General features: G+C 61.8%; 24 protein-coding genes and 3 tRNA genes. 17 read left to right on the plus strand and 10 right to left on the minus strand.

The features are described 5' to 3' along the window. The first annotated feature begins 12 nt into the window (after positions 1–12). The 8 genes from EA473_RS09360 to EA473_RS09395 all read left to right on the plus strand — a co-directional run bounded on the left by EA473_RS09360 (position 13) and on the right by EA473_RS09395 (position 6,801). Positions 13–621: a zinc ribbon domain-containing protein gene (locus EA473_RS09360; protein ID WP_124195399.1), complete on the plus strand. Its 609-nt coding sequence runs from the start codon at positions 13–15 to the stop codon at positions 619–621. A gap of 58 nt (positions 622–679) precedes the next feature. Beyond that, positions 680–1,399, plus strand: coding sequence for a carbonic anhydrase (locus EA473_RS09365; protein WP_124195400.1), 720 nt, complete (start codon positions 680–682; stop codon positions 1,397–1,399). Between the two features lie 142 nt (positions 1,400–1,541). Then, entirely contained in the window at positions 1,542–1,760 is a 219-nt protein-coding gene (locus EA473_RS09370) for a hypothetical protein (RefSeq protein ID WP_124195401.1), read from the plus strand. A 106-nt stretch (positions 1,761–1,866) separates the two neighbouring features. Beyond that, complete coding sequence (locus tag EA473_RS09375) at positions 1,867–2,061, plus strand: cold-shock protein (RefSeq protein WP_004267330.1); 195 nt, start codon at positions 1,867–1,869, stop codon at positions 2,059–2,061. A gap of 113 nt (positions 2,062–2,174) precedes the next feature. Further along, positions 2,175–2,558, plus strand: coding sequence for a cupin domain-containing protein (locus EA473_RS09380; protein ID WP_124195402.1), 384 nt, complete (start codon positions 2,175–2,177; stop codon positions 2,556–2,558). 353 nt (positions 2,559–2,911) lie between these two features. After that, positions 2,912–3,631, plus strand: coding sequence for a ParB/RepB/Spo0J family partition protein (locus tag EA473_RS09385; RefSeq protein ID WP_124195403.1), 720 nt, complete (start codon positions 2,912–2,914; stop codon positions 3,629–3,631). A 54-nt stretch (positions 3,632–3,685) separates the two neighbouring features. Then, positions 3,686–5,752: a DEAD/DEAH box helicase gene (locus EA473_RS09390; RefSeq protein WP_124195404.1), complete on the plus strand. Its 2,067-nt coding sequence runs from the start codon at positions 3,686–3,688 to the stop codon at positions 5,750–5,752. Positions 5,753–5,901: 149 nt separating this feature from the next. After that, positions 5,902–6,801, plus strand: coding sequence for a DUF7504 family protein (locus tag EA473_RS09395; RefSeq protein WP_124195405.1), 900 nt, complete (start codon positions 5,902–5,904; stop codon positions 6,799–6,801). On the opposite strand, the gene EA473_RS09400 is transcribed toward EA473_RS09395, so the two are convergent. Next, positions 6,769–7,029: a pro-sigmaK processing inhibitor BofA family protein gene (locus EA473_RS09400; protein WP_124195406.1), complete on the minus strand. Its 261-nt coding sequence runs from the start codon at positions 7,027–7,029 to the stop codon at positions 6,769–6,771. The two genes, EA473_RS09395 and EA473_RS09400, sit on opposite strands and share 33 nt — an antisense overlap. Positions 7,030–7,110: 81 nt before the next feature. On the opposite strand from EA473_RS09400, the gene EA473_RS09405 reads away from it, so the two are divergent. After that, positions 7,111–7,183: transfer RNA gene (locus EA473_RS09405), tRNA-Pro, on the plus strand. A gap of 45 nt (positions 7,184–7,228) precedes the next feature. Here the strand turns inward: EA473_RS09405 and EA473_RS09410 are convergent. Beyond that, positions 7,229–7,852 carry a GNAT family N-acetyltransferase gene (locus EA473_RS09410; protein ID WP_124195407.1) on the minus strand — a complete coding sequence of 208 codons (624 nt, stop codon included), beginning with the start codon at positions 7,850–7,852 and terminating at the stop codon, positions 7,229–7,231. A gap of 459 nt (positions 7,853–8,311) precedes the next feature. Here EA473_RS09410 and EA473_RS09415 point away from each other — a divergent pair, with 459 nt between their 5' ends. From EA473_RS09415 to EA473_RS09430, 4 genes are all read left to right on the plus strand, one after another. Next, positions 8,312–8,800 carry a DUF5518 domain-containing protein gene (locus tag EA473_RS09415; RefSeq protein ID WP_124195408.1) on the plus strand — a complete coding sequence of 163 codons (489 nt, stop codon included), beginning with the start codon at positions 8,312–8,314 and terminating at the stop codon, positions 8,798–8,800. Positions 8,801–8,929: 129 nt separating this feature from the next. Continuing rightward, entirely contained in the window at positions 8,930–9,148 is a 219-nt protein-coding gene (locus tag EA473_RS09420; RefSeq protein ID WP_124195409.1) for a helix-turn-helix domain-containing protein, read from the plus strand. Further along, positions 9,135–9,716, plus strand: a complete 582-nt coding sequence (locus EA473_RS09425) for an HTH domain-containing protein (protein ID WP_124195410.1) — start codon at positions 9,135–9,137, stop codon at positions 9,714–9,716. The genes EA473_RS09420 and EA473_RS09425 overlap by 14 nt, the downstream gene beginning before the upstream one ends. Before the next feature lie 425 nt (positions 9,717–10,141). Then, positions 10,142–13,321: a cell division protein gene (locus tag EA473_RS09430; RefSeq protein WP_124195411.1), complete on the plus strand. Its 3,180-nt coding sequence runs from the start codon at positions 10,142–10,144 to the stop codon at positions 13,319–13,321. Between the two features lie 22 nt (positions 13,322–13,343). Here EA473_RS09430 and EA473_RS09435 read toward each other — a convergent pair whose 3' ends face one another. Beyond that, entirely contained in the window at positions 13,344–14,240 is an 897-nt protein-coding gene (locus EA473_RS09435) for a transcription initiation factor IIB (RefSeq protein ID WP_124195463.1), read from the minus strand. Positions 14,241–14,508: 268 nt separating this feature from the next. On the opposite strand from EA473_RS09435, the gene EA473_RS09440 reads away from it, so the two are divergent. Then, positions 14,509–15,300 (plus strand): YqjF family protein, encoded by a 792-nt coding sequence (locus EA473_RS09440; protein WP_124195412.1) that lies wholly within the window; start codon positions 14,509–14,511, stop codon positions 15,298–15,300. Between the two features lie 140 nt (positions 15,301–15,440). Here the strand turns inward: EA473_RS09440 and EA473_RS09445 are convergent, their stop codons facing one another. From EA473_RS09445 to EA473_RS09475, 7 genes are all read right to left on the minus strand, one after another. Next, on the minus strand, positions 15,441–16,496 hold the full coding sequence (locus EA473_RS09445) for an ornithine cyclodeaminase family protein (RefSeq protein WP_124195413.1): 1,056 nt from the start codon (positions 16,494–16,496) through the stop codon (positions 15,441–15,443). Positions 16,497–16,607: 111 nt separating this feature from the next. Beyond that, the gene (gene thsA / locus EA473_RS09450) at positions 16,608–18,272 is read right to left on the minus strand and encodes a thermosome subunit alpha (RefSeq protein ID WP_124195414.1); all 1,665 of its coding nucleotides are present in this window, start codon (positions 18,270–18,272) and stop codon (positions 16,608–16,610) included. 290 nt (positions 18,273–18,562) lie between these two features. Next, positions 18,563–19,120 (minus strand): KH domain-containing protein, encoded by a 558-nt coding sequence (locus EA473_RS09455; RefSeq protein ID WP_124195415.1) that lies wholly within the window; start codon positions 19,118–19,120, stop codon positions 18,563–18,565. 61 nt (positions 19,121–19,181) lie between these two features. Further along, on the minus strand, positions 19,182–19,688 hold the full coding sequence (locus EA473_RS09460) for a metallophosphoesterase (protein ID WP_124195416.1): 507 nt from the start codon (positions 19,686–19,688) through the stop codon (positions 19,182–19,184). A gap of 291 nt (positions 19,689–19,979) precedes the next feature. Next, positions 19,980–20,162, minus strand: a complete 183-nt coding sequence (locus EA473_RS09465) for a hypothetical protein (RefSeq protein WP_124195417.1) — start codon at positions 20,160–20,162, stop codon at positions 19,980–19,982. Between the two features lie 409 nt (positions 20,163–20,571). Further along, positions 20,572–20,644: transfer RNA gene (locus tag EA473_RS09470), tRNA-Asp, on the minus strand. Positions 20,645–20,985: 341 nt separating this feature from the next. Continuing rightward, positions 20,986–21,058, minus strand: a tRNA-Asp gene (locus EA473_RS09475). Positions 21,059–21,369: 311 nt separating this feature from the next. Between EA473_RS09475 and EA473_RS09480 the strand changes: the two genes are divergently transcribed. The 3 genes from EA473_RS09480 to rpoB are packed head-to-tail and all read left to right on the plus strand — an operon-like array spanning position 21,370 to position 25,014. Further along, positions 21,370–21,597 (plus strand): DNA-directed RNA polymerase subunit H, encoded by a 228-nt coding sequence (locus tag EA473_RS09480; protein WP_124195418.1) that lies wholly within the window; start codon positions 21,370–21,372, stop codon positions 21,595–21,597. Continuing rightward, a complete protein-coding gene (locus EA473_RS09485; protein WP_124195419.1) occupies positions 21,598–23,178 on the plus strand; it encodes a DNA-directed RNA polymerase subunit B'' in 1,581 nt (526 codons plus the stop codon). 6 nt (positions 23,179–23,184) lie between these two features. Continuing rightward, the gene (gene rpoB / locus EA473_RS09490) at positions 23,185–25,014 is read left to right on the plus strand and encodes a DNA-directed RNA polymerase subunit B (protein WP_124195420.1); all 1,830 of its coding nucleotides are present in this window, start codon (positions 23,185–23,187) and stop codon (positions 25,012–25,014) included. Positions 25,015–25,016 lie beyond the last annotated feature (2 nt).

The raw sequence follows: 25,016 nt of genomic DNA on the forward strand, positions 1-25,016 counted from the left end.
TGTCAGTAGAGTATGACCGAGGAGTACTGTTGGCACTGCGGTGCGACCGTCGATCCCGACGCGAACTACTGCTCGGAGTGTGGGACGGCAGTGAACGACTCCGCGGACGACGACCGGGGATGGCTCGAGGAGGGTGGAACCGACGGCTACGGCGACGAGACCGCCGACACGCACAGCGACTACGCGAGAGACGATTCCGGGACCGCCGATCGCTACGACACACACGGTGCCAGTAGCGACCAATACGACGTACACGGGGACAGCAGCAACCGGCACGGCACACACGGGGACAGCAGCAACCGGTACGACGCTTCCGATGACGACCTGCTCTTTGCCGCCGTTACGCACGTCCTCGCGATATTCACGTGGGTGGTCGGCCCCACGATCGTCCTCGTCGCGGCCGACGACCCGTTCGTCCTCGAGAACGCCCGGACCGCGTTGAATTGGCAGATCGTCTACTCGATTCTGATGCTCGTTTCGATCCTCCTCTCGGTGATCGTGATCGGCGTCGTCTTCCTGGCGATCCTTCCGTTCGTCAACATCGCGTTCTGTGCCATCGCGGCGGTCAAGGCCTACGGCGGCGAGACGTGGGAGTATCCACTCACGCCCGAATTCGTCTGACACGGGGGATCTCTCGTCAAGAGTAACTGTTTTCACCATGGTCCGCGCTCGTTGACGTATGGCTGATGATAGCGATCAGGATCCCGGTCACACCGTGCTCGAGGGATTGCTCGAGGGAAACGAGAGTCACGTCGACGGACTTCCCTCGGAGCACTTCTCGTCGGTCAAGACCGGCCAGCATCCCGACGTCGTCTCGATCTGTTGTTCGGACTCGCGGGTCCCCCAGGAGCGGATGTGGGGGGTCGACGATCCTGGCTCGGTGTTCACGCCGAGTAACATCGGGAACCAGGTCTGGGACGACGACGACGGCGACCGTATCGTCGACGGCGGGGTACTGTATCCGATCTACCACGCCGAAACCGACGTCGTGACGGTCGTCGGCCACACCGGCTGCGGAGCGGTGACCGCCGCGTACGGGGCCGCCATCGGCGGAGACCGACCCGGGCCTCGAGGCGTCGACAAGTGGGTCGAAATGCTCGTTCCCGTCGTCGAAGCGGGACTGGAAAGCGATCTCGTCGACGCCGACGCGGACGAGGAGACGGTCGTAAACCAGCTCGTCGAGTACAACGTCGACCACCAGGTCCGGTTCCTTCGGGACTCCGGTGACGTCCCCGACGACGTCGACATCTACGGCTTCGTCTACGACTTTCAGGGCGTCTACGGCAACGAAGACGGTCGGGCCTATCTCGTCAACGTCAACGGCGAAACGGATCCGGACGCGATCGCCGAGATCCTGCCCGAGGGGTACGAAACGACGACAGAGAGCCTGCTGTACTGATCGGTGGATCCGGTGGCAAAACCGTCGGAGGTCTCACCGAACCGTCATACAGGCTGTTGTAGCGACCGCATCGGGACCGACGCGGGTTCGACCTCCCGCGTCTCGGTATCGTTTTATCGGTGGCACGGTAAGACCGGCCACGATGCGATCGTTTCTCGAGTCGGATACCGGCTTCTACGTCGCAATCGGTGCGTTCACCGTCGTCGTCTTCGTCGTCGGACTCGTAGCACTCGCATTCGTTTCGCCGGGGGGGATCGGCACCCGCGAACTCGGTGGGCTGGTCGTGGGATTCGCTCTGTTCATGCTGGTGTATTTCGTCTCGGTTGCTGTCCATCGACTCGAGGAAACCGAAGACGTCTGACCGACGAAACTCGAGTTTTGCCAGTACACGCCTCGGCGGTGGCGAATACGGCATCGAATCGCAAGTCGTAGCGTTTATACGTGTTCGGCATTTCTCTTTAGAAGCAATGGCGAAAGGAACCGTTGATTTCTTCAACGACACTGGCGGCTACGGATTCATCGAGACTGAGGACGCGGACGACGACGTGTTCTTCCACATGGAAGACATCGGCGGCCCGGACCTGGAAGAAGGACAGGAACTCGAGTTCGAAATCGAGCAGGCCCCCAAAGGCCCGCGCGCGACGAACGTCGAGCGCCTGTAAGGCGGATTCGTAACAGTATCGGCACTTGACTGCAGTATTTTTCACTGACGAGCGACAGCGCCGTCGATGGACGACGACCGAATTTTAGTTCCTCGAGCGCCGACGTCGTACCGATGCCCGAATCAGATCCGGAGCCGCTGATCCGTCGCGCCGACGACATCGAGTACGAGCCGGTCGACGCCGCGGACGGCCTCCAGAAGGGTGTGTTGCTCTCGGACGATCACGGCGCGCCGAACTTCGCGATTCGTCGATTCGTCCTCGAGGCTGGCAGTACCGTCCCGAAACACACCAACGCCGTCGAACACCAGCAGTACGTCCTCGAAGGCGAATACGTCGTCGGGATCGACGGCGACGAACGCGAGGTGAGCGCGGGTGACTCGATTTTCGTTCCCGCCGACACCGTCCACTGGTACCGCAACGAGAGCGACCGAGACGGGGCGTTCCTCTGTGCCGTGCCGAACGGTGACGACGAAATCGACCTGCTCGAGGACGACTGATACGGATATAGTAACAACTGAAACGATGTACACACCGATCGCCGATCCGTCTGGCGATCGGTGTGGGATGACTTTCAGTGGCTACTATAGCTGCCCCGATGTCCCGGTGCACCCGCCGCCCGGTCGCGGATGCGCCGGAACTGACGGACAATAAACCGACGTACAATAAACCGTATGATGCGGACGGTGTCCGGTCGATTGACGGGATCGCTGTCCGTCAGTACCGTGGGATACCCGTCCGTGGTTCCTCGAAACCGGACACCGGTCACCAGCCGCATTTTATACCGGTCGTGTGAACCCATAATTGTTTACCCAAAGGACTTATAAAAACACGATAACTTCTAGTATACCGAATGGGTCGTGATAACCGGTTCGAAGAGATCCCGATCGATAACGGAGACGTCGTTGTCGACAGAGAGGACGCTGCTCCGAGCGAGGGGGTCGTGGTCAATCTCCCCCCGATGGAAACGACGGAGTGGAAGGTCCACGGTAGAGGAACCCTCGCCTCGGACAATCCGACGTATCCGGACGACGATCGAGTCGTCATCGCCGTCTATCGCGAAACCATAGAGCGCGAATATCCGAACTACTCGGGTGGATACCCACTGCGGATCGACTGGTTGAACCGCGACGACGCCCGGTTTTACGCGTTCCCGTCACAGCGGCTCCGAAAGATCGGAACGGTCCAGCCGACGGAGATTTCGCTCACCGAGATCGACCCGTCACCGTATCACGCGCGCAACTTTTCGAAGGCCGAGAACCGAACGTTCATCGAGGAGATTCGCGACCGCGGCCACCCCGACCCCGTCCCCCTCGTTCGGGACTGCGACGATCGGTTCGAGGTGTTAAACGGCCACAAACGGATCTGGGCCAGTCACATCGCCGGACTCGAGTCGATTCCGTGTCACTGTCTGTACATGGACGACGAGTGGGCGGGGCGGCTGTGGGCTGAGTGGCACCTCGATTCCTACGACGCGGCCGAGCGGGCGGTTGCACGTCGACGTCTCGAGGCGAACGTCGGATCGAAAGCGGACGAGATCATCACGCAGGCGACGGTCGCACAGGCCCGCTGACAGCCGCCGCACGAGTCCGAACCGCTCAAGTACGCGACCGGCATATCGAGAACCGTGTCGAAGCAGCTCCAGGACGTCGAGACCATCTTCTGTCACGAGACCGGGGAGGATTACCTCGTCGTCGTCCAGCGTGACGGAACCCGTCTGTTCCGAGCGAAACTCGGACTTTCGGAAACCTCGGCCGGTCCCCGTCCCGCCAAATTTCGCCTGAAACAGGGCTCGAGCGAGGAGCCGCGCCAGCCCGACGAGTTCGTCGAACTGGCTCGCCGCGCAAAGCGGATTCGGATCTCCGAACAGACGACCCCGGAGAAGCGACGCGAACTCACCGAGATGCTCGAGGGCTACCAGCTGGCGGAGAAAGTGAAAGCCGTTCGAACCTGTCGATACTGCGCCTCCGCGGGACGGTACTCTCCGATCACGACAGACACCGCGATCAAAGACGACCGCGACTGGATCTGTCGCGACTGCGCCCGCCAGGAACTCGGCCGCCAGCTCTCGTATACCGGCGCAGGAGAGGTCACAGGGGCGGCAAAGGACCGTCTCGAGGAACTCATGCTCGAGGTGCAGGATCTGGATCGCATCGTCAACCTGCTCGAGGGGCGACTCGATCCCGACCTCACGAAGTTCGATACGATCTCCGCGACGGTCGACGAGGTGGATCCGGTTCGGGTCGATTCGTTGGACCTCCATCCCGGCGTTCAGGGACTGCTCGAGGATCGGTTCGAGACCCTGTTGCCGGTCCAGAGCCTCTCGGTCGAGAACGGGCTCCTCGACGGCGAGGACCAGCTCGTCGTTTCGGCGACGGCGACGGGGAAAACCCTCGTCGGCGAGATGGCCGGGATCGACCGCGTGTTACACGGCGAGGGGAAGATGCTCTTTCTCGTTCCGCTCGTCGCGCTCGCGAATCAGAAGTACGAGGACTTCGAGGAGGAGTACGGCCACCTGGTCGACGTCACGATCCGTGTCGGCGCGAGCCGAATCAACGACGACGGCAATCGGTTCGACCCCGGCGCGGACGTCATCGTCGGTACCTACGAAGGGATCGACCACGCGCTGCGGACCGGCAAGGAGATGGGTGACATCGGAACGGTCGTCATCGACGAGGTGCACACCCTCAAAGAAGACGACCGCGGCCACCGCCTCGACGGCCTGATCTCCCGGCTGAAATACACGTGCGAGCAGCGTGCTGAACGGCGGGACGAGTACGGCGGCGCCCAGTGGATCTACCTCTCGGCGACCGTCGGCAATCCCGAACAGCTGGCGGAGGCCCTCGAGTCGACGCTCATCGAGTTCGAAGAGCGGCCGGTACCGATCGAACGCCACGTCACCTTCGCCGACGGCCAGGAGAAGGTCCGAGTCGAGAACAAACTCGTCAAACGCGAGTTCGACACGGAGTCCTCGAAGGGGTATCACGGCCAAACGATCATCTTCACGAACTCGCGCCGACGGTGTCACGAGATCTCGAGAAAGCTCGAGTACTCCGCAGCGCCGTACCACGCGGGGCTGGATTACCGGCGTCGAAAACAGGTCGAACGACAGTTCGGCGAGCAGGAACTCGCGGCGGTCGTCACGACTGCGGCACTCGCCGCTGGCGTGGACTTCCCCGCATCGCAGGTGGTCTTCGACTCGCTGGCGATGGGGATCGAGTGGCTTTCCGTCCAGGAGTTCTCGCAGATGCTCGGCCGTGCGGGTCGGCCGGATTACCACGACGAGGGAAAAGTCTACGTCCTCGTCGAACCCGACTGTACGTACCATAACTCGATGGAGATGACTGAAGACGAGGTCGCGTTCACCCTGCTCAAAGGGGAGATGGAGTCGGTGATGACCCACTACGACGAGGCCAGCGCGGTCGAGGAGACGCTGGCGAACGTCACCGTCGGCGGCAAATCGGCGAAAGCGCTCAACGACCGAATGCTCGGCGAAGTGCCGACGAAACACGCCATCGGCAAACTGCTGGAGTACGACTTCATCGACGGCTTCGAGCCGACGCCGCTTGGCCGGGTCGTCACGGAACACTTCCTCGAGCCCGGCGAGGCGTTTACCCTCATCGACGGCATCCGGAAGGACGCCCACCCGTACGACCTTATCGCGGACATCGAACTCCGCGATGCCGACCTGTAATCCGTCGAGACGGCTTCGGTCGCCACTGTATCCGGTCGAGACGGCCTTGGTTGGTGCTGTATCCGGTCGAGGCGGTTTCGGCCACAACGGTAAAGAGGGCGAGTTCGCTTGGTTGCAGTATCACTTCGGTCGACCTCGAGTGGAGCTCGATGAATCTGAACGTCTCTTCGGACGTCGAATCCCCGACGAATCTCCTGGTTCTCGACGGCGAGACGGGTGATCGCCGACCGTGTGCGGGGGTGCACTCTGCCAGTGAGGACGCCGCGGTACTCGTCGTCACACTTGGTAGCGACCCGCCGGACGGATCGCTGTACGGGGAGACGGACAATTTCGCGGGATCGATCGTCGTCGGGCAGGGAGACGCCGTCGACGAATCCGACTTCGACGCGGCCGCGGTCGTCGATTCGGTACCCGATCCGACCGATCTGTCGGCGATCGGAACCGCCGTTCTTCGAGCCTGCACGCGCCGGTCCGAAGCCGGCAGAGAGACGGCGATCTGTTTCGACGCGGTCGACGGCCTGCTCGAGGGCGTTTCCCCGAACGCGGCGTTTCAGTTCGTCCACGCACTGACGGACCGACTGTCGAGACTCGAGGTACACGCACACTTTCACGTCGATCCGACGCGCCACGGGGACCAACTCGTCACGAACTTGGAAGAACTGTTCGATGCCACGGTAACCGTCGATCACACCACCGATATCGACGAACTTCCGGACCCGAAGCCGGATAGCCAGCCATCGGAATCCGGAAACGCGACGGTTTCGGAAGCGACCGATGACGACGTCGCAGCAGCGTTTTCGGACGGCGGCGAGGCGTCGACCGACGGATCGGAGTCGACGCCGGCGGTCTTCTCCCAGTCGCAGTCGGTGACCGCTTCGCAGTCGGAGTCGCCGACCGAGGCGACCGACGAGACGGTCGCGAAGCGGTTCGCCGATGGACTCGAAGGGCCGGACGAGGAGTTCGCGGTTTCAGACGGGGGCCTCGAGTCGGATGCGTCGACGGAGGGGACGGAATCGTTACGCGGGGACGAACGCGACGCCGAACAGTGAGAGCATGATAACCAGAATCGACCCGGGAATCCCGCCGATGGCGACGACGGCGAGGGCAACCGGTGTGACGGCGACGGGGAGTCCGAAGACGGTCTGTGCGAGAAACAACACTAACAGACCGACGACGGCGTTTACGATCAGTGGTCGCACCGTTTCGACGAGCGTCGATGCGCCCAGAACGGCCGCGAGGACGAGAACGACCAGGAGGATTTCCAAGCCCGTGACCATACACGCAGTACGTGGGCGGGATGCAAAACCGTTCGGAACGGAACGAAACCCTTTATGATGTGCGGCCAGAAGTGGGTGTACGGGATCGTGGGTTAGCCTGGTATACTTCGGGCCTTGGGTGCCCGTGACCCCGGTTCAAATCCGGGCGATCCCATATTTCTGCCGCGAGCAAACTCGAGACAGCGGATCGCACGATCTGCTACTCGGTCGCCGGGCGTTCAGCAGGTGGGAGTTGTACCGCCGCAGTAGTCGGATCGTCGAGCGACAGTCGGGTCCAGAGGTCCGGTTTGCGGTCGACGACCTCGAAACCCAGATTCTCGAACACCGAAAGGGATCGGCGATTTCTGCAGGAGATCAGCGCTGTCAGTTCGTGGTGTCTCTCGTCGGCGAAAGCGATAGCCTGTTTGATCAGTTCGGTTCCGATTCCGCGAGTGTGGTACTGTTCGTGGACGAAGACGATGACCTCCGGAGTCGGATCGTCCGCCGGAACGACGCTGACGTGTCCGACGATCCGCTCGTCGTCCCGGGCGACGAGGTTCCACCCCTTCTCGTGCAGTCCTCCGAGCCAGCGTTCGATTCGCTCGCGTGTAGGTGGCGGTAGTCTGAGCGTGGAGGATTCGATGCTCTCGTACATCCCGGCCAGGCGATCCAGGTCCCGCTCTTGTAGCGGTTGAACGAGGATCGGCAGTCCGGTCCGGTCGAAAAATCGCGGGCATCGCGGCGGACAGTACGGGGTGCCCGTACACTCGGCGGTGTTCCACGCTGTACAGGCACTTCCTCCCTGATCTTCGCCGTCGTTGGTGGTCTGTGATCCACCGTCCATACGGCCGTCCTCCATAGCTGTCATTGCTCGACTGATCGGATAAGATCCGCTGGCAATTCCCACATCGTGGTAATACACACCACGGCGTGACGTTCTCATTGGGGTGGATGATTGTCGAATTCAGATCATAACCCACGACGGTGATTCGTATCAGATGTTGCTATAGTACCAACTGAAGCGATTCACATACCGATCGCACAGCTCACGGGTCACTGCGTTCCCCGTTCGCTGTTCCGCGGTTCTCGCTCGTTTCACTCGCTCACGGGTCACTGCGTTCCCCGTTCGCTGTTCCGCGGTTCTCGCTCGGTTCACTCGCTCCGAACCGCGTCCGCTCCGAACCGCGTCCGCTCCGAACCGCGTCCGCTCCGAACCGCGTACCTCACCCGCTTTCTGTGACGATTGTTTCCTGACCGCGAAATAGCAAAATGGATATCAGTTCGTTGTGAGTATGCCTGCTGTATGTCATCTAAAGCGAAGCGGGTCGCTTACTGCTCTACGTGTGGGAGTGAAATCGATTCAGACGCCGAACTGTGTCCCGAATGTGGCGTTAGACAGGGTACGGCACAGCACCAGCAGAAAGAGCCGACAGATCGGTACATTGCCGCAGCGATCGGTGCCGTCGTGTCGTTCGTCATCGGCTGGTTCCCGCTGATCGGACCGATCGTTCCGGGGGTCGTCGCCGGGTATCTCCGTGGCGAGAACACCAAAGAAAGCGCGATTACGGGGACCCTCGCGAACGTCATCGCCTCGATTCCGATCGTTCTCGTACTCGCGCTATTCTTCGGACTCGGCGCTCTCGGCACCCTCGTGGAGGGGAACGGCGAGGCCGCACTCGGATTCGGAGTGTTGTTGATTATGGTCGTCATCTCGTTCGTCTACTACTTCGGTTTCGGAGCTCTCGGCGGCGTGATCGGCGCCGAACTGTCCGATCGTGGTGAACCCGAATAGCGGCCGTCGTCACTATCGTTCTCGGAGAGAAGGCGAGGATCGCTGTAACAGAGCGGATCGAGATCGTGTGACACGTATACACCACTCACTGAATCTTTAAGTGTGACGTCGTTGCCATCTTCTGTGGCCATGATGTCCACGAGTAAACAAAAACTCGAAGTCCCGGACGATCTCACGTCACCACAGGCGAAACTCGTCTATGTCACTCTTCTCGTTGCCGGGGAGACCACCGTGACGGAACTCCAGCGCTTGCTCGGGCTCTCCAAACTGACGATCCTCCCGATTCTCTCCTCGCTTGTGTCGAAAGGGTACGCTCGGCGCACCGAGGGTGGATATGCCTGCCAGTGAGTCGACAGTGACCGAGTCCGTCGCCGCAAAGCGCGGGGCGGGTCACCACGTCACCTGTTACGTCCGCTCGAGCGTTCCCGGAGCCGTCACCGACGCGCTCGAGACGATAACTGGGCGACTCCGCCGCCTCGAGGAGAGGAATCGAATTGGGGGGTATCGAGTCGTCCGCTGGCCGCCGGCCCATCGCACGCTTCCCGTCGACGGAACGCGGACGCGTGAGGACCTGTTCGCCGAGTTCGAACGCTGGGCCGAGCGCACGGACTGTACGCTCGAGCCGGCGTTCCGGCGCCGTCCCTCTACGCCGTCGCCGATCGAGTCCGATCGAGAACGCGACGCCGACGAGCAACTTCGCGTTCCGATCGTCGCACTCGTAGTGTACGAGGGCGACGGCAGCCCGGAAACTGACGACGTTCGCGAAGTCGTTCCGCATACGGAGCGCCGGGGGACGGGTGAACGTCGAACGACGACGGTCGACGACTGGCTCACCGAGGCCGAAAGTGGACGCACTGGGCCGCCGCCGCGAGCTACCCCGCGGCGGGATCGAGTGTCGACGGTCGACGGGCGGTAGACCGTCGCTGTCGAAATCGGTGCCAGTGGCAGTCCACGCCTGAACTGTCGAGCGAACGTATACGGTTTACTGTACGTCATTATCGGAGTGACCGATTGGCCGCTCGAGCGGTCGCTGACGGGTGCAGACTGGTGATCGGATTCGAACCGATCCGCTCGAGCAGGGCCCCGTGTCGCTTCCGACCTGCCTTTCGTGTAAGGGGACTGTCTTCTTTGTACGAACGGACGTACCAAAACAAATGGGGGGTACATACATACGTCCGGAAAGAGAACTGATGGGCGAGGCCACACGACAGGGAATACAGGACGGCGTGTCGTCCCCGGACTCCGGGCGACGGCGACCGGTCGGTTCGACGTGGCCCGATCCGATCAGTTCCGGTCCGCTTTGCCATCATTTATACCCGATGAGAGCCGAACAACACTGCAATGGCGCAAGCGGGTAACTCCGAACTCGTCGACGCGTTCGAGCAGTTCTTCCGAAACTACTACGACAACGCGATCAAACAGCTTGCCCAGCGGTATCCGAACGAGCAGCGGTCGCTCTCGATCGACTGGCAGGACCTCTATCGGTTCGACCCGGATCTCGCGGACGACTTTTTGAACCAGCCCGAACAGTTACAGCGCTACGCCGAGGAGGCGCTTCGCCTGTACGACCTCCCGATCGACGTCAGCCTCGGTCAGGCACACGTCCGGATCCGAAACCTTCCCGAGACGGAGTCACCCGAAATCAGGGAGATCCGCGCCCGAGACATGAACTCCCTCGTCCAGGTCCGGGGCATCGTCCGAAAAGCGACCGACGTCCGCCCCAAAATCGAGGAGGCCGCCTTCGAGTGCCAGCTCTGTGGCACCCTCACGCGCGTTCCCCAGTCGAGCGGCGACTTTCAGGAGCCCCACGAGTGTCAGGGCTGTGAACGACAGGGACCGTTTCGCGTGAACTTCGACCAGTCCGAGTTCGTCGACTCCCAGAAACTCCGCATCCAGGAGAGTCCCGAAGGCCTTCGCGGCGGCGAGACGCCCCAGTCGCTCGACGTCCACGTCGAGGACGACATCACCGGCGAGGTCACGCCCGGCGACAACGTCTCCGCGACCGGCGTACTCAGACTCGAGCAACAGAGCGACGGCCAAGAGAAATCCCCCGTATTCGACTTCTACATGGAGGGGGTCTCCGTCGAAATCGACGAAGAACAGTTCGAGGACATGAACATCACCGACGAGGACAAAAAGAAGATCTACGAGATCTCCAATCAGGACGACGTCTACGAGCGGATGGTCGGCTCTATCGCTCCCTCGATCTACGGCTACGAACAGGAGAAACTCGCCATGATCTTCCAGCTCTTTTCGGGGGTGACGAAGCAGTTACCCGACGGCTCGAGGATCCGCGGGGATCTGCACATGCTCCTTATCGGTGATCCTGGTACTGGTAAGTGTGTCCGAGGGGACACGAAGATAACCCTCACGGACGGAAAAACCGTTTCGATTCGAGACATCGTCGAGTCGAACCTCGAAGATCCGAAACCGATCGATGACGGCTGGTGGGACGAGGTCGATCTCGAGGTCCCTTCCCTCCAGACGGACGGTTCGATTGCTCCCCAGCGTGCGACCAAAGTGTGGAAGCGAGAAGCGCCCGCACGGATGTACCGAATACGGACCTCGAGCGGCCGCGAACTCGAGGTGACGCCGTCGCATCCGCTGTTCGTCGATGCTGCTGGGGGATTTCGAGCGACCCGCGCAGACGAACTCACCGTCGGTGATTCGATTGCTGTATCCGCGCCGGGCACGGAACCACACAGTCGTTCGGCGGAACGTGCCCGCCCTGACGGCGGAACCTCGGTTGCGGCCAACGCTGCCGGAACCGACCGGATTGCGTCGATAGAGACGCTCGAACCCGACGACGACTGGGTGTACGACCTCGAGGTCGAGGGTACCCACAACTACGTCTCGGACGGTGTGATCTCGCACAACTCCCAGATGCTGGGCTATATCCAGAATATTGCACCTCGATCCGTCTACACCTCGGGGAAAGGTTCGTCCTCGGCCGGGCTTACCGCGGCTGCTGTCCGAGACGACTTCGGCGACGGACAGCAGTGGACCCTCGAGGCGGGCGCGTTAGTTCTCGCGGATCAGGGGATCGCGGCAGTCGACGAGCTGGATAAAATGCGATGTGTCACTGGTGACACATTGGTACATGCTGGTAATGGAATCAAACCAATCCGGGAATTAGCACATGATGCGGTAGCCGACGGTTCGATCGAAGAACTCGAGAACGGCCGGACGATCCGAGACGTGGATTTCTCCGTTCGAACGATGACTGAGACCGGAGCGATCGTCGACCGGCCCGTAACTGCTGTCCACCAGTACGAAACACCGACAGAGCTGATCGAAGTTATCACTGAAAGCGGAGAGCGACTCCGATCGACTCCCGACCACCCATTTTTCGTCTACCAGAACGGATCGATAGTCGAGCGAGATGCTTCGAGTCTCGAAGTGGGTGACCGAACGCTCGTGCCCTGTGGCACCCCCTCGATTGCCACGGACGGCGGTACCGCAACCACTGAGCCAGCGAATCCGGGCCTCCGTGACGTCGAACCCAGAGAAATCGTCAGCGTTCGACGAGTCGATGACCACGACTTCGACTACGTGTACGACCTCACGGTAGAGGGGACCCACAACTTCATCGCGAACGGCATGGTCGTCCACAACTCCGAAGATCGCTCTGCCATGCACGAGGCCCTCGAGCAACAGCAGATCTCGGTCTCGAAAGCCGGCATCAACGCCACCCTCAAGTCCCGCTGTTCGCTGCTCGGGGCGGCGAACCCGAAGTACGGTCGGTTCGACCACTACGAGCCGATCAGCGAGCAGATCGACCTCGAGCCGGCGCTCATCTCGCGGTTCGATCTGATCTTCACGGTGACTGACCAGCCGGACGAGGAAAAAGACAAGAACCTCGCAGAACACATCCTGACGACCAACTACGCGGGGGAGCTGACGACCCAGCGCGAGGAGATGGCGTCGCTCGACGTGAGCCAGGGTGAGATCGACGAGATGACGGAGACGGTCGATCCGGACATCGACGCCGAACTCCTCCGGAAGTACGTCGCGTTCGCGAAGCAAAACTGTCACCCGCGGATGACCGAGGAAGCGCGCGAGGCGATCCGGGATTTCTACGTCGATCTGCGCTCGAAGGGGACCGACGAGGACGCGCCGATCCCCGTCACTGCACGCAAACTCGAGGCGCTGGTGCGGCTCTCGGAGGCGAGCGCTCGGATCCGGCTGTCGGATACCGTCGAGCAAACTGACGCCGAACGCGTCATCGAGATCGTTCGGTCGTGTCTGCAGGACATCGGCGTCGATCCCGAAACCGGTGAGTTCGATGCCGACATCGTCGAGGCGGGCACGTCGAAGTCCCAGCGCGACCGGATCAAGAACATCAAGGGTCTCATCGCCGACATCGAGGAGGAGTACGACGACGGTGCGCCGATCGACATCGTCCTGGACCGGGCCGAAGAGATCGGTATGGACCAGTCGAAAGCCGAACACGAGATCGAGAAGCTCAAACAGAAAGGCGAAGTGTACGAGCCCAGTACCGACTCCTTGCGAACGACGTAGGAGATCTTGCGTCTCGTCGACGTTACCGATCTTCGAGTTCAGCGGCAGTCGATCGGATCGTCACCGGAGCGACGTCGGCGACGTCCGCAGCATCGGCCTGGGTGAGCGAGCAACACTCTTCGTGGTCCCCCGCGGCCTTGTAGAGGCAGGCTGCGGCAACGCCGCTTGGATTACGGCCGCCGATCAAGCCGTTCTCGAGTAACATCCGGACGTGTTCGCGTGCCCGTCGTTCGACGCTCGTCTCGAGGCCGAGTTTCGACGCGAACCGGGGCAGATACTGAGCGGGATCGATCGGGCCGGTCGGGAGGCCGAGTTCGCGGTTCAACGCGTCGTAGGCGGCTTTGAGTTCGTTCTCGTCGGCTCGGGCGACCCCGACGATCTCGTCTACCGTTCTGGCGATCGACCGGATTCGACAGGTCGCATAGATCGACGCGGCTGAAAACCCTTCGAGTGAACGGCCCTGAAGGAGTCCCTCGGACTGTGCTGACTCGAACAGGACACACGATTCCTCTCGAACCGAGTCGGGAAGGGATAGCAACGCGTGGACTCGTCTGATCTCCGCGAAGCCGTAGATCTGATTCCGTTCGGCTTTCGACGAGACGCGTGCACGGTTGTGCTCCCGACGGAGGCGCGCGATCTGTCGACGCTTTCGCCCGGTTAGACGCGAACTGTACGCATCGGAGCCGGACGCGTAGCCGATTTCCGTCGACAACCCGCGGTCGTGTCTCGAGCGGGTGAGCGGGGCTCCGGTTCGCCGTCGATCGGTTTCGTCGTCGTCGAACGATCGCCACTCGGGACCGCGATCGATCGCGTCCTCGTCGGCAACGAGCCCGCATCCCTCACACACTCTTTCGGTACCACTGTTCCGTAATCGACTCCCGCACTCCGGGCAGTCTATAAACGAATCGGGGTTCGCCATTGCAGTTGTCTTCACACATCACTGATTCTATATTTGTACTTAAACTATTGGCCTATATGATTAATTCTAAAATTCTATGAAATATATGGGGGCAGAAAGTCGCGGGAAACTGGGGTGCTCCCAGCTATCGTGAACCTCGACCCGCTGTGGTGGTGCTTACTGGGGTGTAACAACGCATTTCGGACTATCATCGGATCTAACAGTCGGCTATCCATTTTATACGCCTGCTCGCCGTAGGCGGGACACACCAGCCGGGTTCATACTCGAAATGTCTGATCAGCGGATAGATTCGGCTCGAGGAATCGACAGGAAAACGCCGCATCAGAGCATGCCCCACGTCGCGTCGATGACGTGGCGACACGGATTGTTCGCCCACTGGCCGGTCGATCCAGAGGCAATCAGATCACACCTCCCCCGGGAACTCACGCTGGAGACGCGGGACGGCCACGCCTGGGTGAGCGTGCTCCCGTTCGTCCTCGCGAACGTGGGGCTTCGGTGGTCCCCGTCGATCCTCAAAACCGCGCTTCCGGAACTCAACGTCCGGACGTACGTTCGATATCGGGGGGAGCCAGGGCTGTTTTTCTTCAGCGTTGATATCGGCGCACCGCTACTTGCGAGGGTGATCGGTCAGACGACGCGACTTCCGGTCTATCACGCCCGAATGCGGGTTGGAGCCGACGGGAGACAGGTTGGCTTCTCGAGTTCCAGGACGGACGATGAGTCAGGGTGGGATACTCATGTCGGTGCCCGCGGAGAGTCCGGAGCGAGACCACCCGCCCGATTCGACGCGACGTATCGGCCTGCGGGCGACGTATTCACTCCGAGGCCGGGAACGCTTGCGTACTGGCTCACCGAACGGCGTCGATTCTACGCCCCCGAAAACGGCGGCGTGTTGACCGGTGAGATCGCTCACAATCCGTGGCCCCTCCAGCCAGCGGAGGCGACGATCACCGAGAACACGATGTTCGAAGCGAACGGATTGCCTTCCCCCGACGGGGAGCCGGTCTGTCACTACTGTGAGGAACTGGCTATGACCGGATCGATCCCTCGACGGCTGTGAGTGCCGGCGACGTCTCCTCTCGGTGACTGATACGGATCGGTGGAAGTCCCCCGGAGCACCCGCGACCGTTCTGTGGTCCCGCCGGTCTGTCGTTACAACGGATCGTCTGAGTCGAGATCTCTTTGGCTAAAAACGACGAGTTACGCCGAGGAGTCACCGACGCCGACGAGGTCGAACTCGAGACCGGCGTCCGTCTCGCTCGCACGTTCGTAGACGACGTGGGCGGCGGCGACGTCCTGGATGGCGAGGCCGGTCGAATCGAAGACGGTCACACCGGTCTTCGCAGTTCGGGCGTCTTTCGATCCGACGACGAGTTCGCCGATTTCGGCGTGGATGTCGTCGTCCGTCAGCACTCCCTCGCCGTACGGGACGTTGATCTCGCCGGAGTGGGTGCACTGTTCGTGATCGTCGATGACGATCGTCGCAGCCTCGAGCAGGGCGTCGGTCAGTTCGTGCTTTCCTTCGGCGTCGGCACCGATCGCGTTTACGTGGGTGTTCTCGCCGACCTCTTCGCGTCCGACGATCGGCTCTTCGACGGGTGTCACCGTCGAGAGCACGTCGCAGTGGCCAGCTTCGGTTATCGAGCCGGCACGGACATCGAACTCGTCCCCACAGGCGTCGATAAACCGAGCGACGCGCTCGTCGTCTTTATCCGCGACGACGACCTCTTCGATCGACCGAACCTCGCTGATCGCCTCGAGTTGCGTGTACGCCTGGACGCCCGCTCCGACGATGCCGAGCGACGTGGCGTCTTCGACCGCGAGGTAGTCGGTCGCGACAGCGGCCGCCGCGCCGGTCCGTTTCATCGTCAGCGTCGTACCGTCCATGATCGCGAGCGGGAACGCGGTCTCGGGATCGGAGTAGATCATCGTCCCGAGTACGGTCGGGAGGTCGTGATCGACCGGGTTGTCCGGGTGGACGTTGACCCACTTCAGACCCGCTGCGTCCCAGCGTTCGGCCGTCGACCGGCGTTGTGAGCCCGACCGACTCGAGGAGACGTCGCGTCCGCGAACCTCGAGGTAGGCCGGCATCGATCGGAAGTCGCCGTTGTACTGTGGGAGGTCGATGTAGGACTTGGCCGGCATCTGGGTATTTCCCCGCTCGAAGGCACCGAACGCCTGCTCGACCGCGTCGATGACGTCGTCCATTCGCGCGTACTCGTCGACGTCGGTGCTGTCCAGGAAAAGCGTGTGCATATCGACGGTTATCCCGCGATTATACTTAATTCATACCGAATATGTCGAAACTGCCCGGAAAAATTCACGAGTGTGGTCGAAGGTGAGGCGACTGATCTGGGCGTCCTGCTTTCACATCATGCCGCCCATACCGCCGCCCATACCGCCCATGCCGCCGCCCATGCCACCGCCTGGGCCGCCAGGCATCTCCTCGTCATCGTCGTCGTCGGAGACCGCGAGGTCGCCGGCGGCGATGACGTCGTCGATGCGAAGCAGCATAACTGCGGCTTCGGTGGCGGATTCGATCGCCTGCGTCTTCACGCGCAGCGGCTCGTAGACGCCTTCGTCGCCCATGTCGATCGTGTCGCCGGTGAACGCGTCCAGGCCGGCGGCTTCGTTGCCGCCGTCGTGGTCGGCACGAAGTTCGACGAGCGAGTCGATGGGATCGAGACCGGCGTTCTCGGCGAGCGTTCGCGGGATGACCTCGAGTGCGTCGGCGAACGCTTCGACTGCGAGCTGTTCGCGGCCGCCGACGGAGTCGGCGTAGTCACGCAGGGCCAGCGAGAGTTCGACTTCGGGTGCGCCACCGCCGGCGAGCACCTTGCCGTCCTCGACGGTCGTCCGGACGACGCCGAGCGAGTCCTCGATCGCGCGGTCGACCTCGTCGATGACGTGTTCGGTGCCACCGCGGAGAATGAGGGTTACCGCTTTGGCGTCGTCGACGTCCTCGACGAAGATGCGCTGGTCGCCCGCGATGTCCTTCTGGGCCACGTTGCCGGCGAATCCGAGGTCGTCCTCGGTCAGATCGTCGACGGTCGACACCGGTCGGGCACCGGTTGCGCGGGCCAGCTGGGTCTTGTCGCTGGATTTGACGCGGCGGACGGCGATGATGCCCTCTTGTGCGAGGTAGTGCTGGGCCATGTCGTCGATGCCGCCGTCGACGAAGACGACGTCAGCGCCGACCTCCGAGATGGTCTCGGCCATCTCACGGAGCTGGGCTTCTTCCTGCTCGAGGAACTGCTCGAGTTGCTCGGGGTCGGTGACGTTGACCTCGGCGTCGATCTCGGTCTCTTTGATCTCGAGTGCGCCGTCGATGATCGCGACGTCCGCGTCCTCGGCGAAGTACGGCATGTTCTCGGAGACGCGCTCCTTGTCGACGATGACGCCCTCGACGAGTTCGGAGTTTTCGATGGAGCCGCCGACAACTTTCTCGACTTTGATGTTGTCCGTGTCGATGCCGTCGTCGTCGGCGACCGACTGTACGGCGTCGACGACGAGTCCGGCGAGAAGGTCGCGTGCGCTCTCTGCGCCCTTGCCGGTCATCGCGGTGGCGGCGATCTGGTGGAGGATTTCGTCGTCGTCCTCTTCGACGTCGATCGCGATCTCTTCGAGGACTTCCGTGGCCTCTTCGGCGGCCTGTCGGTACCCCTGTGCGAGGGTCGTCGCGTGAATGTCTTGCTCGAGGAGGTCCTCGGCCTGACTGAGGAGTTCACCGGCGACGACGACGGCACTGGTGGTTCCATCGCCGACCTCGTCCTCCTGGGTTTCGGCGACTTCGACGATCATGTCGGCCGCCGGGTGGTCGATGTCCATCTCCGAGAGGAGGGTGACGCCGTCGTTCGTGACGACGACGTTGCCCGTCGAATCGACGAGCATCTTGTCCATGCCTTTCGGTCCGAGTGTGGTTCGGACGGATTCGGCGACGGCCTTTCCGGCCTGAACGTTCATCGACTGCGCGTCTTTACCGGAGGTCCGCTGGCTGTCCTCCGAGAGAACGATGAGGGGCTGGTTACCCATCTGTTGTGCCATAGTCAAGGAAAGATTGATTGTTATTCTATATAAGTGCTTCGTTATCGGACACACGAAACCGCAAGACTCGAGTGGAGTGGTGAGCGGTGGGATTGGTCGGGACGAGGGCCGTGCCGATCATACGGATTGCTGTCCCCCTGTCCCGAAGCGACCGGGCGCTGCCCCGCAGTCCCCGGTAACGACGTACAGTAATACTGCCGGCTGTAAGTCATTCAAGACTCTCGCCGCTCCGGTGTGGCGAGAGTCTTGACACAGTCACAGCCGGCAGTATAAACGTATCAGGACTGATCGCCAGGGAACCGGTGGTACTCCATCCCCTGGTGTTTCATCTCGTTGTGACGCTCCTCGAGGAACGAGTAGACTGCGCCGTGGGGTGCGCCGTCCAGGAGCATCTCCGCGGCGCTTCGGACCGCCTCGACCTGTTCCGGCGTCCCGATCATACCCAGCGTCGACCCGTAGATGACGACCGACGCGCCCGAGAGTTCCTCCATCAGTTCGCGGGTTCGACCCGCTTCACCGATGAGCCGCCCTTTCTGGCGTTTCATGTCGTTTTTGTTGCGCGACGCGGCGTCGATATCGACGACGTCGAACAACATCATGTCGTCGTCGAGCAATCGGAGGGCATCCTCCGGGGGAAAGCCGCGACCGATCGCCCGGACGATTTCGGGGCCTTTGAGTCCGCGGACGGGGTCGCCGACCGTTTCGACCGCGACGGAGCCGTTTTCCGAGTCGATGTCCAGTCGCACTTCGGCTTCTGCTTCGATCTCACGCATCGTCTCGCCGCCCTCACCGATGAGCACACCGATTCGGTCCTGCGGAATCTTCACGTGCTGCATACGCCACGCTACTCGCTCGGTGAGGTTAAGGGCTTGGTACTCCCGTCGACCACGTCGCTCGCTATCGGCCCTCTACCGATCGGAACCGGACCGACTCCGAGAGCGTATCGAGGATCGCGACCGTCCGGTGATCGGCCGGGATCGACGGGAAGTGCCCACCGGGATTGAGCACCGTGGTCCGTCCCCGCTCGGTGAGATCTCGCTCGTGGTGGTGGCCATAACAGACCACGTCGTACCGGTCGGCGTCGGCCAGCGTCTCGACTTCGGCTTTCGACTCCCCGTGTAAGACGGCAAATGAGAGCCCGTCGAACTCGAGGCTCGCGAACCGGCCGTGGAGTTCGCTCTCGTCCCCGAGGGCGGCAAACGCCGCCTCGAGGCCGGCGATCTCACCGTCGTTGTTCCCCAACACGCCGTGGAGTTCGAAGCCGTCGAAGTACTCGATCACCGGCGGCGCGACGAAGTCGCCACAGTGGACGACGACTTCGACCCCCTCCTCCGTGAACAGCTCGGCCGCACGCTCGACCGCCTCGAGGTTGTCGTGGGTGTCGGCGATGATTCCGATGTTCATACGTCCAACGCGTGCGGGCGAGACACAAATGCGTTCGGGAGCGGGGAGTGTAGGGACGGACAACTTTCCGTCGACCAGTACCGAGCTCCTGCTGTCGAACCCACAGCCGACAGCCGGCGCTGGCCGCTCGAGTGTGATGGGTGTGTGAATAGTCGTGGCTGTCACGACAGGAGCCACTGCACGCCATCCCACACCAGATCGCCAGACTGATCGGCGATGGGTGTGTCAATCGTCGGGATTGGTAAATAGTGTCTGCTCTCGAGTTACGAATCCACCACACCGGACTGCTTCTCACTCGGAAGTGACGAACAAGACGATTAACAGAAGTCCGACTGACATCCCCATCAGCGGTCCCCCATTTCCAGTCCGTCCGGTGTAATAGGCGGCAGTCACGACAGCAAAAACACCTGCCAGAAGCATAGCCACCTCTATCTTCTCATCGACGACGAACTCCGGTGATGAGGTTTCGCCCATGCTCAAACGGTTGAGACGCTAGGTGAAAAACGTCAGTGATCGTTTTACAGCCAGAACCGGACCCGCTACTAATTTTCCGCTCACATGAGCACACGCGAGGCGGTGCTCGTCGAGTTGGTTCGCGGAAAAACACGCCCGGAGCGGGATTTGAACTACCTGAACGTCGCTCGCTGTGCTCGCTCGTTCCGTCGTTCACATCCCGTCGTTTGCGTTTCGCTGCCGTCGTCGCTCGCTCGTCGCTTCGCTCCTCGCTCACGAGTTGACGGCAGCAGAAGACGCCCGGAGCGGGATTTGAACCGCGGTCGCAGCAACGCTGCTCCCTGATTCAAATCCCTTGTGGGGTGTTTCCCGCTCACGTGTGACGAGCACACGCGAGGCGGTGCCCGTCGAGTTGGTTCGCGGAAAAACACGCCCGGAGCGGGATTTGAACCCGCGTCACAACCGTGACAGGGTTGTATGATGGGCCACTACACCATCCGGGCTTCCGACTCAGCGTTTCCCGGTGACACGCTTAAGGGTTTTGCTCTCGGTCCTTCCCGTCTTCGGACGTGTTATCCGCCTGCCAGCACAGCTGGCTCGAGGAGCCGCCTCTCGAGGACCGGCCAGCCGATTCGACATGGTTTCGACGGCTCGAGAGGCGGCGATCGCTCCTCTCCCACGAGTTGACATCGGCAGAAGACGTCCGGAGCGGGATTTGAACTACCTGAACGTCGCTCGCTGTGCTCGCTCGTTCCGTCGTTCAAATCCCTTGTGGGGTGTTTCCCGCTCACGTGTGACGAGCACACGCTACGCGGTGCTCGTCGAATTGGTTCGCGGAAAAATACGCCCGGAGCGGGATTTGAACCCGCGTCACAACCGTGACAGGGTTGTATGATGGGCCACTACACCATCCGGGCTTACGATTCGATAACCCGGAGGGAGTATTAAGACTTTCCAATCGGCGGCCGTGTGGTACGGTGAATCGAGCCACGAGACCGGCGATTGCAGGCAGTATCGTGACACGAACTCACACGACCCACAAGGAATATAACCGAGAGTCGGGTATCGACAACTGTGATCGCCTATCCCGGTCAGGGACGCCCCGGCCGTTAGCTCCGCTTTTCACTCGAGTTAGTAACCGTTAAATGCGTGCCCCCGCTATCAGCCTGTAGTATCTCGTGACAGCCACTTCTCTCCCGGTAGCCCACACGCACATCGACACTCACACATGGTAGACGTAAGCCAACACGAACTCGTTCCGGAGCACACAATCCTCGACGAAGACGTCCTCGAGGACGTGCTTTCGGAGTACGACATCGACCGTACAGATCTTCCGAAAATCAAGCGAAACGATCCCGCCCTGCCCGACGACGCGGAAATCGGGGACGTCATCAAGATCGTTCGAAACTCGCGAACGACCGACCAGGCGGTCGTTTATCGACTCGTGGTGGAATAAATGGCAATGGAACTCGACCGAGAAAAACGACGAGACATTTCACGCGAATACTTCTCGAGGGAACGGCTCGCAGAACACCACTACCGCTCGTTCAACGCGTTCCTCAACCGAGGGATGCAGGAGGTCGTCGACGAAAAGGAGACGATCGATACGGACATCGGCGACAAAGAGGGCGAAGAACCGGTGTACGTCGAACTGGGCGACGTCCGCGTCGTCACTCCCCGCGTTCGCGAGGCCGACGGCTCCGAGGAACTGCTGTATCCACAGGAGGCCCGGCTTCGTAACATCACCTACTCCGCTCCCGTCTTCATGGAGATGTCCATCGTCAAAGGCGAGGAAGGTGACGAGCGCGTCGTCGACTCCACGGAGACGAAAATCGGCCGGATGCCGATCATGGTCGGCTCCGAGAAGTGTAACATCGCCGGTTTCTCCGATCAGGAACTGATCGAGATCGGCGAGGACCCGGCCGACCCCGGCGGCTACTTCGTCGTCAACGGATCCGAGCGCGTGCTGATGACCAGCGAGGACCTGGCACCCAACAAGATCCTCGCGGAGTACGACACCAAATACGGCGACGAGATCCAGGTTGCAAAGACCTTCTCCCAGCGCCGTGGATACCGCGCGCTCGTCCTCTGTGAGCGCACGCGTGACGGCCTGCTCGAGGTCTCGTTCCCCTCCGTTTCGGGATCGATCAACTTCGTCACGCTCGTGCGCGCACTCGGGCTCGAGTCAGACGAGGAGATCGTTCACAAGGTTTCGAACGATCCGGAGGTCGTCAAGTACATGCTCGAGAACCTGGAGGAAGCCGACGTCCAGACCGAGGAGGAGGCGATCGAGACGCTCGGCAAACGCGTCGCCTCGGGCCAGGGGAAAAACTACCAGCTCAAACGCGCCAACTACGTCATCGATCGCTACCTGCTGCCTCACCTCCACGAGGACGGCGTCGACGAGGAGGACGTCCGGATCAACAAGGCACACTACCTCTGTCGGATGGCCGAGGCCTGTTTCGAACTCGCGCTCGGCCGGCGCGAGGCCGACGACAAGGACCACTACGCCAACAAGCGCCTGAAGGTCTCCGGCGACCTGATGAAAGACCTCTTCCGAACGGCGCTGAACAAGCTCGCACGCGACGTGAAGTACCAGCTCGAGCGTGCGAACATGCGCAACCGGAACCTGTCGGTGTCGACCGTGGTTCGATCCGACGTGCTGACCGAACGGCTCGAGCATCCGATCGCGACGGGCAACTGGGTCGGCGGCCGATCCGGCGTCTCACAGCTGGTCGACCGGACGGACTTCATGGGAGTGCTCTCTCACCTCCGGCGACTCAGGAGCCCGCTGTCGCGTTCCCAGCCACACTTCGAGGCACGGGACCTCCACGCGACGCAGTGGGGGCGCATCTGTCCGTCCGAGACGCCCGAAGGACCGAACTGTGGTCTGGTGAAGAACTTCGCACAGGCGATGGAACTCTCCCAGAACGTCGAGGACGAGCAGGCGCTCAAGCGCGAACTGGCCTCGATGGGCGTCCAGGGGATTCCGGGTATCGAGGGTATCGAGCGAACGACGTCTCCGGCCGACGACTGATCAACAATGAGCAGCCAACAACGAGAAGCCAAAGTCTACGTGAACGGGTCGCTGGTGGGGACCCATCCCGATCCGCACGAACTCGCAGAACAGATCCGCGAATCCCGTCGCATCGGCGACGTCAGCGAGATGGTCAACGTCTCGGTGAAAGAGCGAACCCGCGAAGTGATCGTCAACGCAGACGCCGGCCGCGCACGCCGGCCGCTGCTGGTCGTCGAAGACGGCGAACCACGCATCTCGGAAGGGGAAATCGAGGCGCTGCGCAACGACGACCTCGAGTTCGAGGACCTCGTCGATCACGGCTACATCGAGTTCATCGACGCGGAGGAAGAAGAGGACATCTACGTCGCCGTCGACGAGGACGACCTCGACGAGAACCACACCCACCTGGAGATCGATCCCCAGCTCATCTTCGGCATCGGTGCGGGGATGATTCCCTACCCCGAACACAACGCGAGCCCGCGAATTACGATGGGGGCGGGGATGATCAAGCAGTCGCTGGGGCTGCCGTCGGCCAACTACCGCATCCGGCCGGACACGCGCCAGCACCTGCTGCACTACCCGCAGCTCTCGATGGTCAAGACCCAGACGACCGAGCAGATCGGCTTCGACGACCGACCCGCCGCACAGAACTTCGTCGTCGCCGTGATGAGCTACGAGGGGTTCAACATCGAGGACGCGCTGGTCATGAACAAAGCCAGCGTCGAGCGCGCACTCGCTCGTTCGCACTTCTTCCGAACGTACGAGGGTGAGGAACGGCGCTACCCGGGCGGGCAGGAAGACCGCTTCGAGATTCCGAGCCAGGACGTCCGCGGCGCTCGCGGGGAGGAAGCGTACACCCACCTCGACGAGGATGGTCTCGTCAACCCAGAGACGCCGGTCGACGAGAACTCCGTCCTCCTCGGAAAGACGAGTCCGCCCCGATTCTTAGAAGAGCCCGACGACATGGGCGGACTCTCACCCCAGAAGCGCCGGGAGACGTCCGTGACGATGCGATCCGGCGAGAGCGGGGTCGTCGACACGGTCACGCTGATGGAAGGCGAGGACGGCTCGAAGCTCTCGAAGGTTTCCGTACGCGACGAGCGGATTCCGGAACTCGGGGACAAGTTCGCGAGCCGCCACGGCCAGAAGGGAGTCGTCGGCCACCTCGCACCCCAGGAGGACATGCCGTTTACCGAGGAGGGCGTCGTTCCCGACCTCGTGCTCAACCCCCACGCCCTGCCCTCGCGGATGACCGTCGGCCACATCCTCGAGATGATCGGCGGCAAACTCGGCGCGATGGAGGGTCGCCGCGTCGACGGAACGCCGTTTCTGGGCGAAGACGAGGACGAACTCCGGAAAGGCCTCGAAGAGAACGGGTTCGACTCCGCCGGCAAGGAGACGATGTACTCGGGTATCACGGGCGAGAAGATCGAGGCAGAGATCTTCGTCGGGATCATCTTCTACCAGAAGCTCTACCACATGGTCTCGAACAAGCTGCACGCCCGCTCGCGCGGGCCGGTGCAGGTGTTGACCCGCCAGCCGACGGAGGGGCGTGCCCGCGAGGGTGGGCTCCGGATCGGTGAGATGGAACGGGACGTGTTCATCGGCCACGGTGCGGCGATGACGCTGAAAGAACGATTGCTCGACGAATCCGACCGCGAGTTCATCCACGTCTGTGGGAACTGTGGGATGTCCGCGGTCGAGAACGTCGAACAGCGCCGGGTGTACTGTCCGAACTGCGAGGAGGAGACGGACATCCACGAGATCGAGATGAGTTACGCGTTCAAACTCTTGCTCGACGAGATGAAAGCGCTGGGTATCGCGCCGCGACTGGAACTGGAGGACGCCGTCTAAGC

The sequence above is a fragment of the Natrarchaeobius chitinivorans genome (assembly GCF_003841505.1).
Classification (GTDB): domain Archaea; phylum Halobacteriota; class Halobacteria; order Halobacteriales; family Natrialbaceae; genus Natrarchaeobius; species Natrarchaeobius chitinivorans.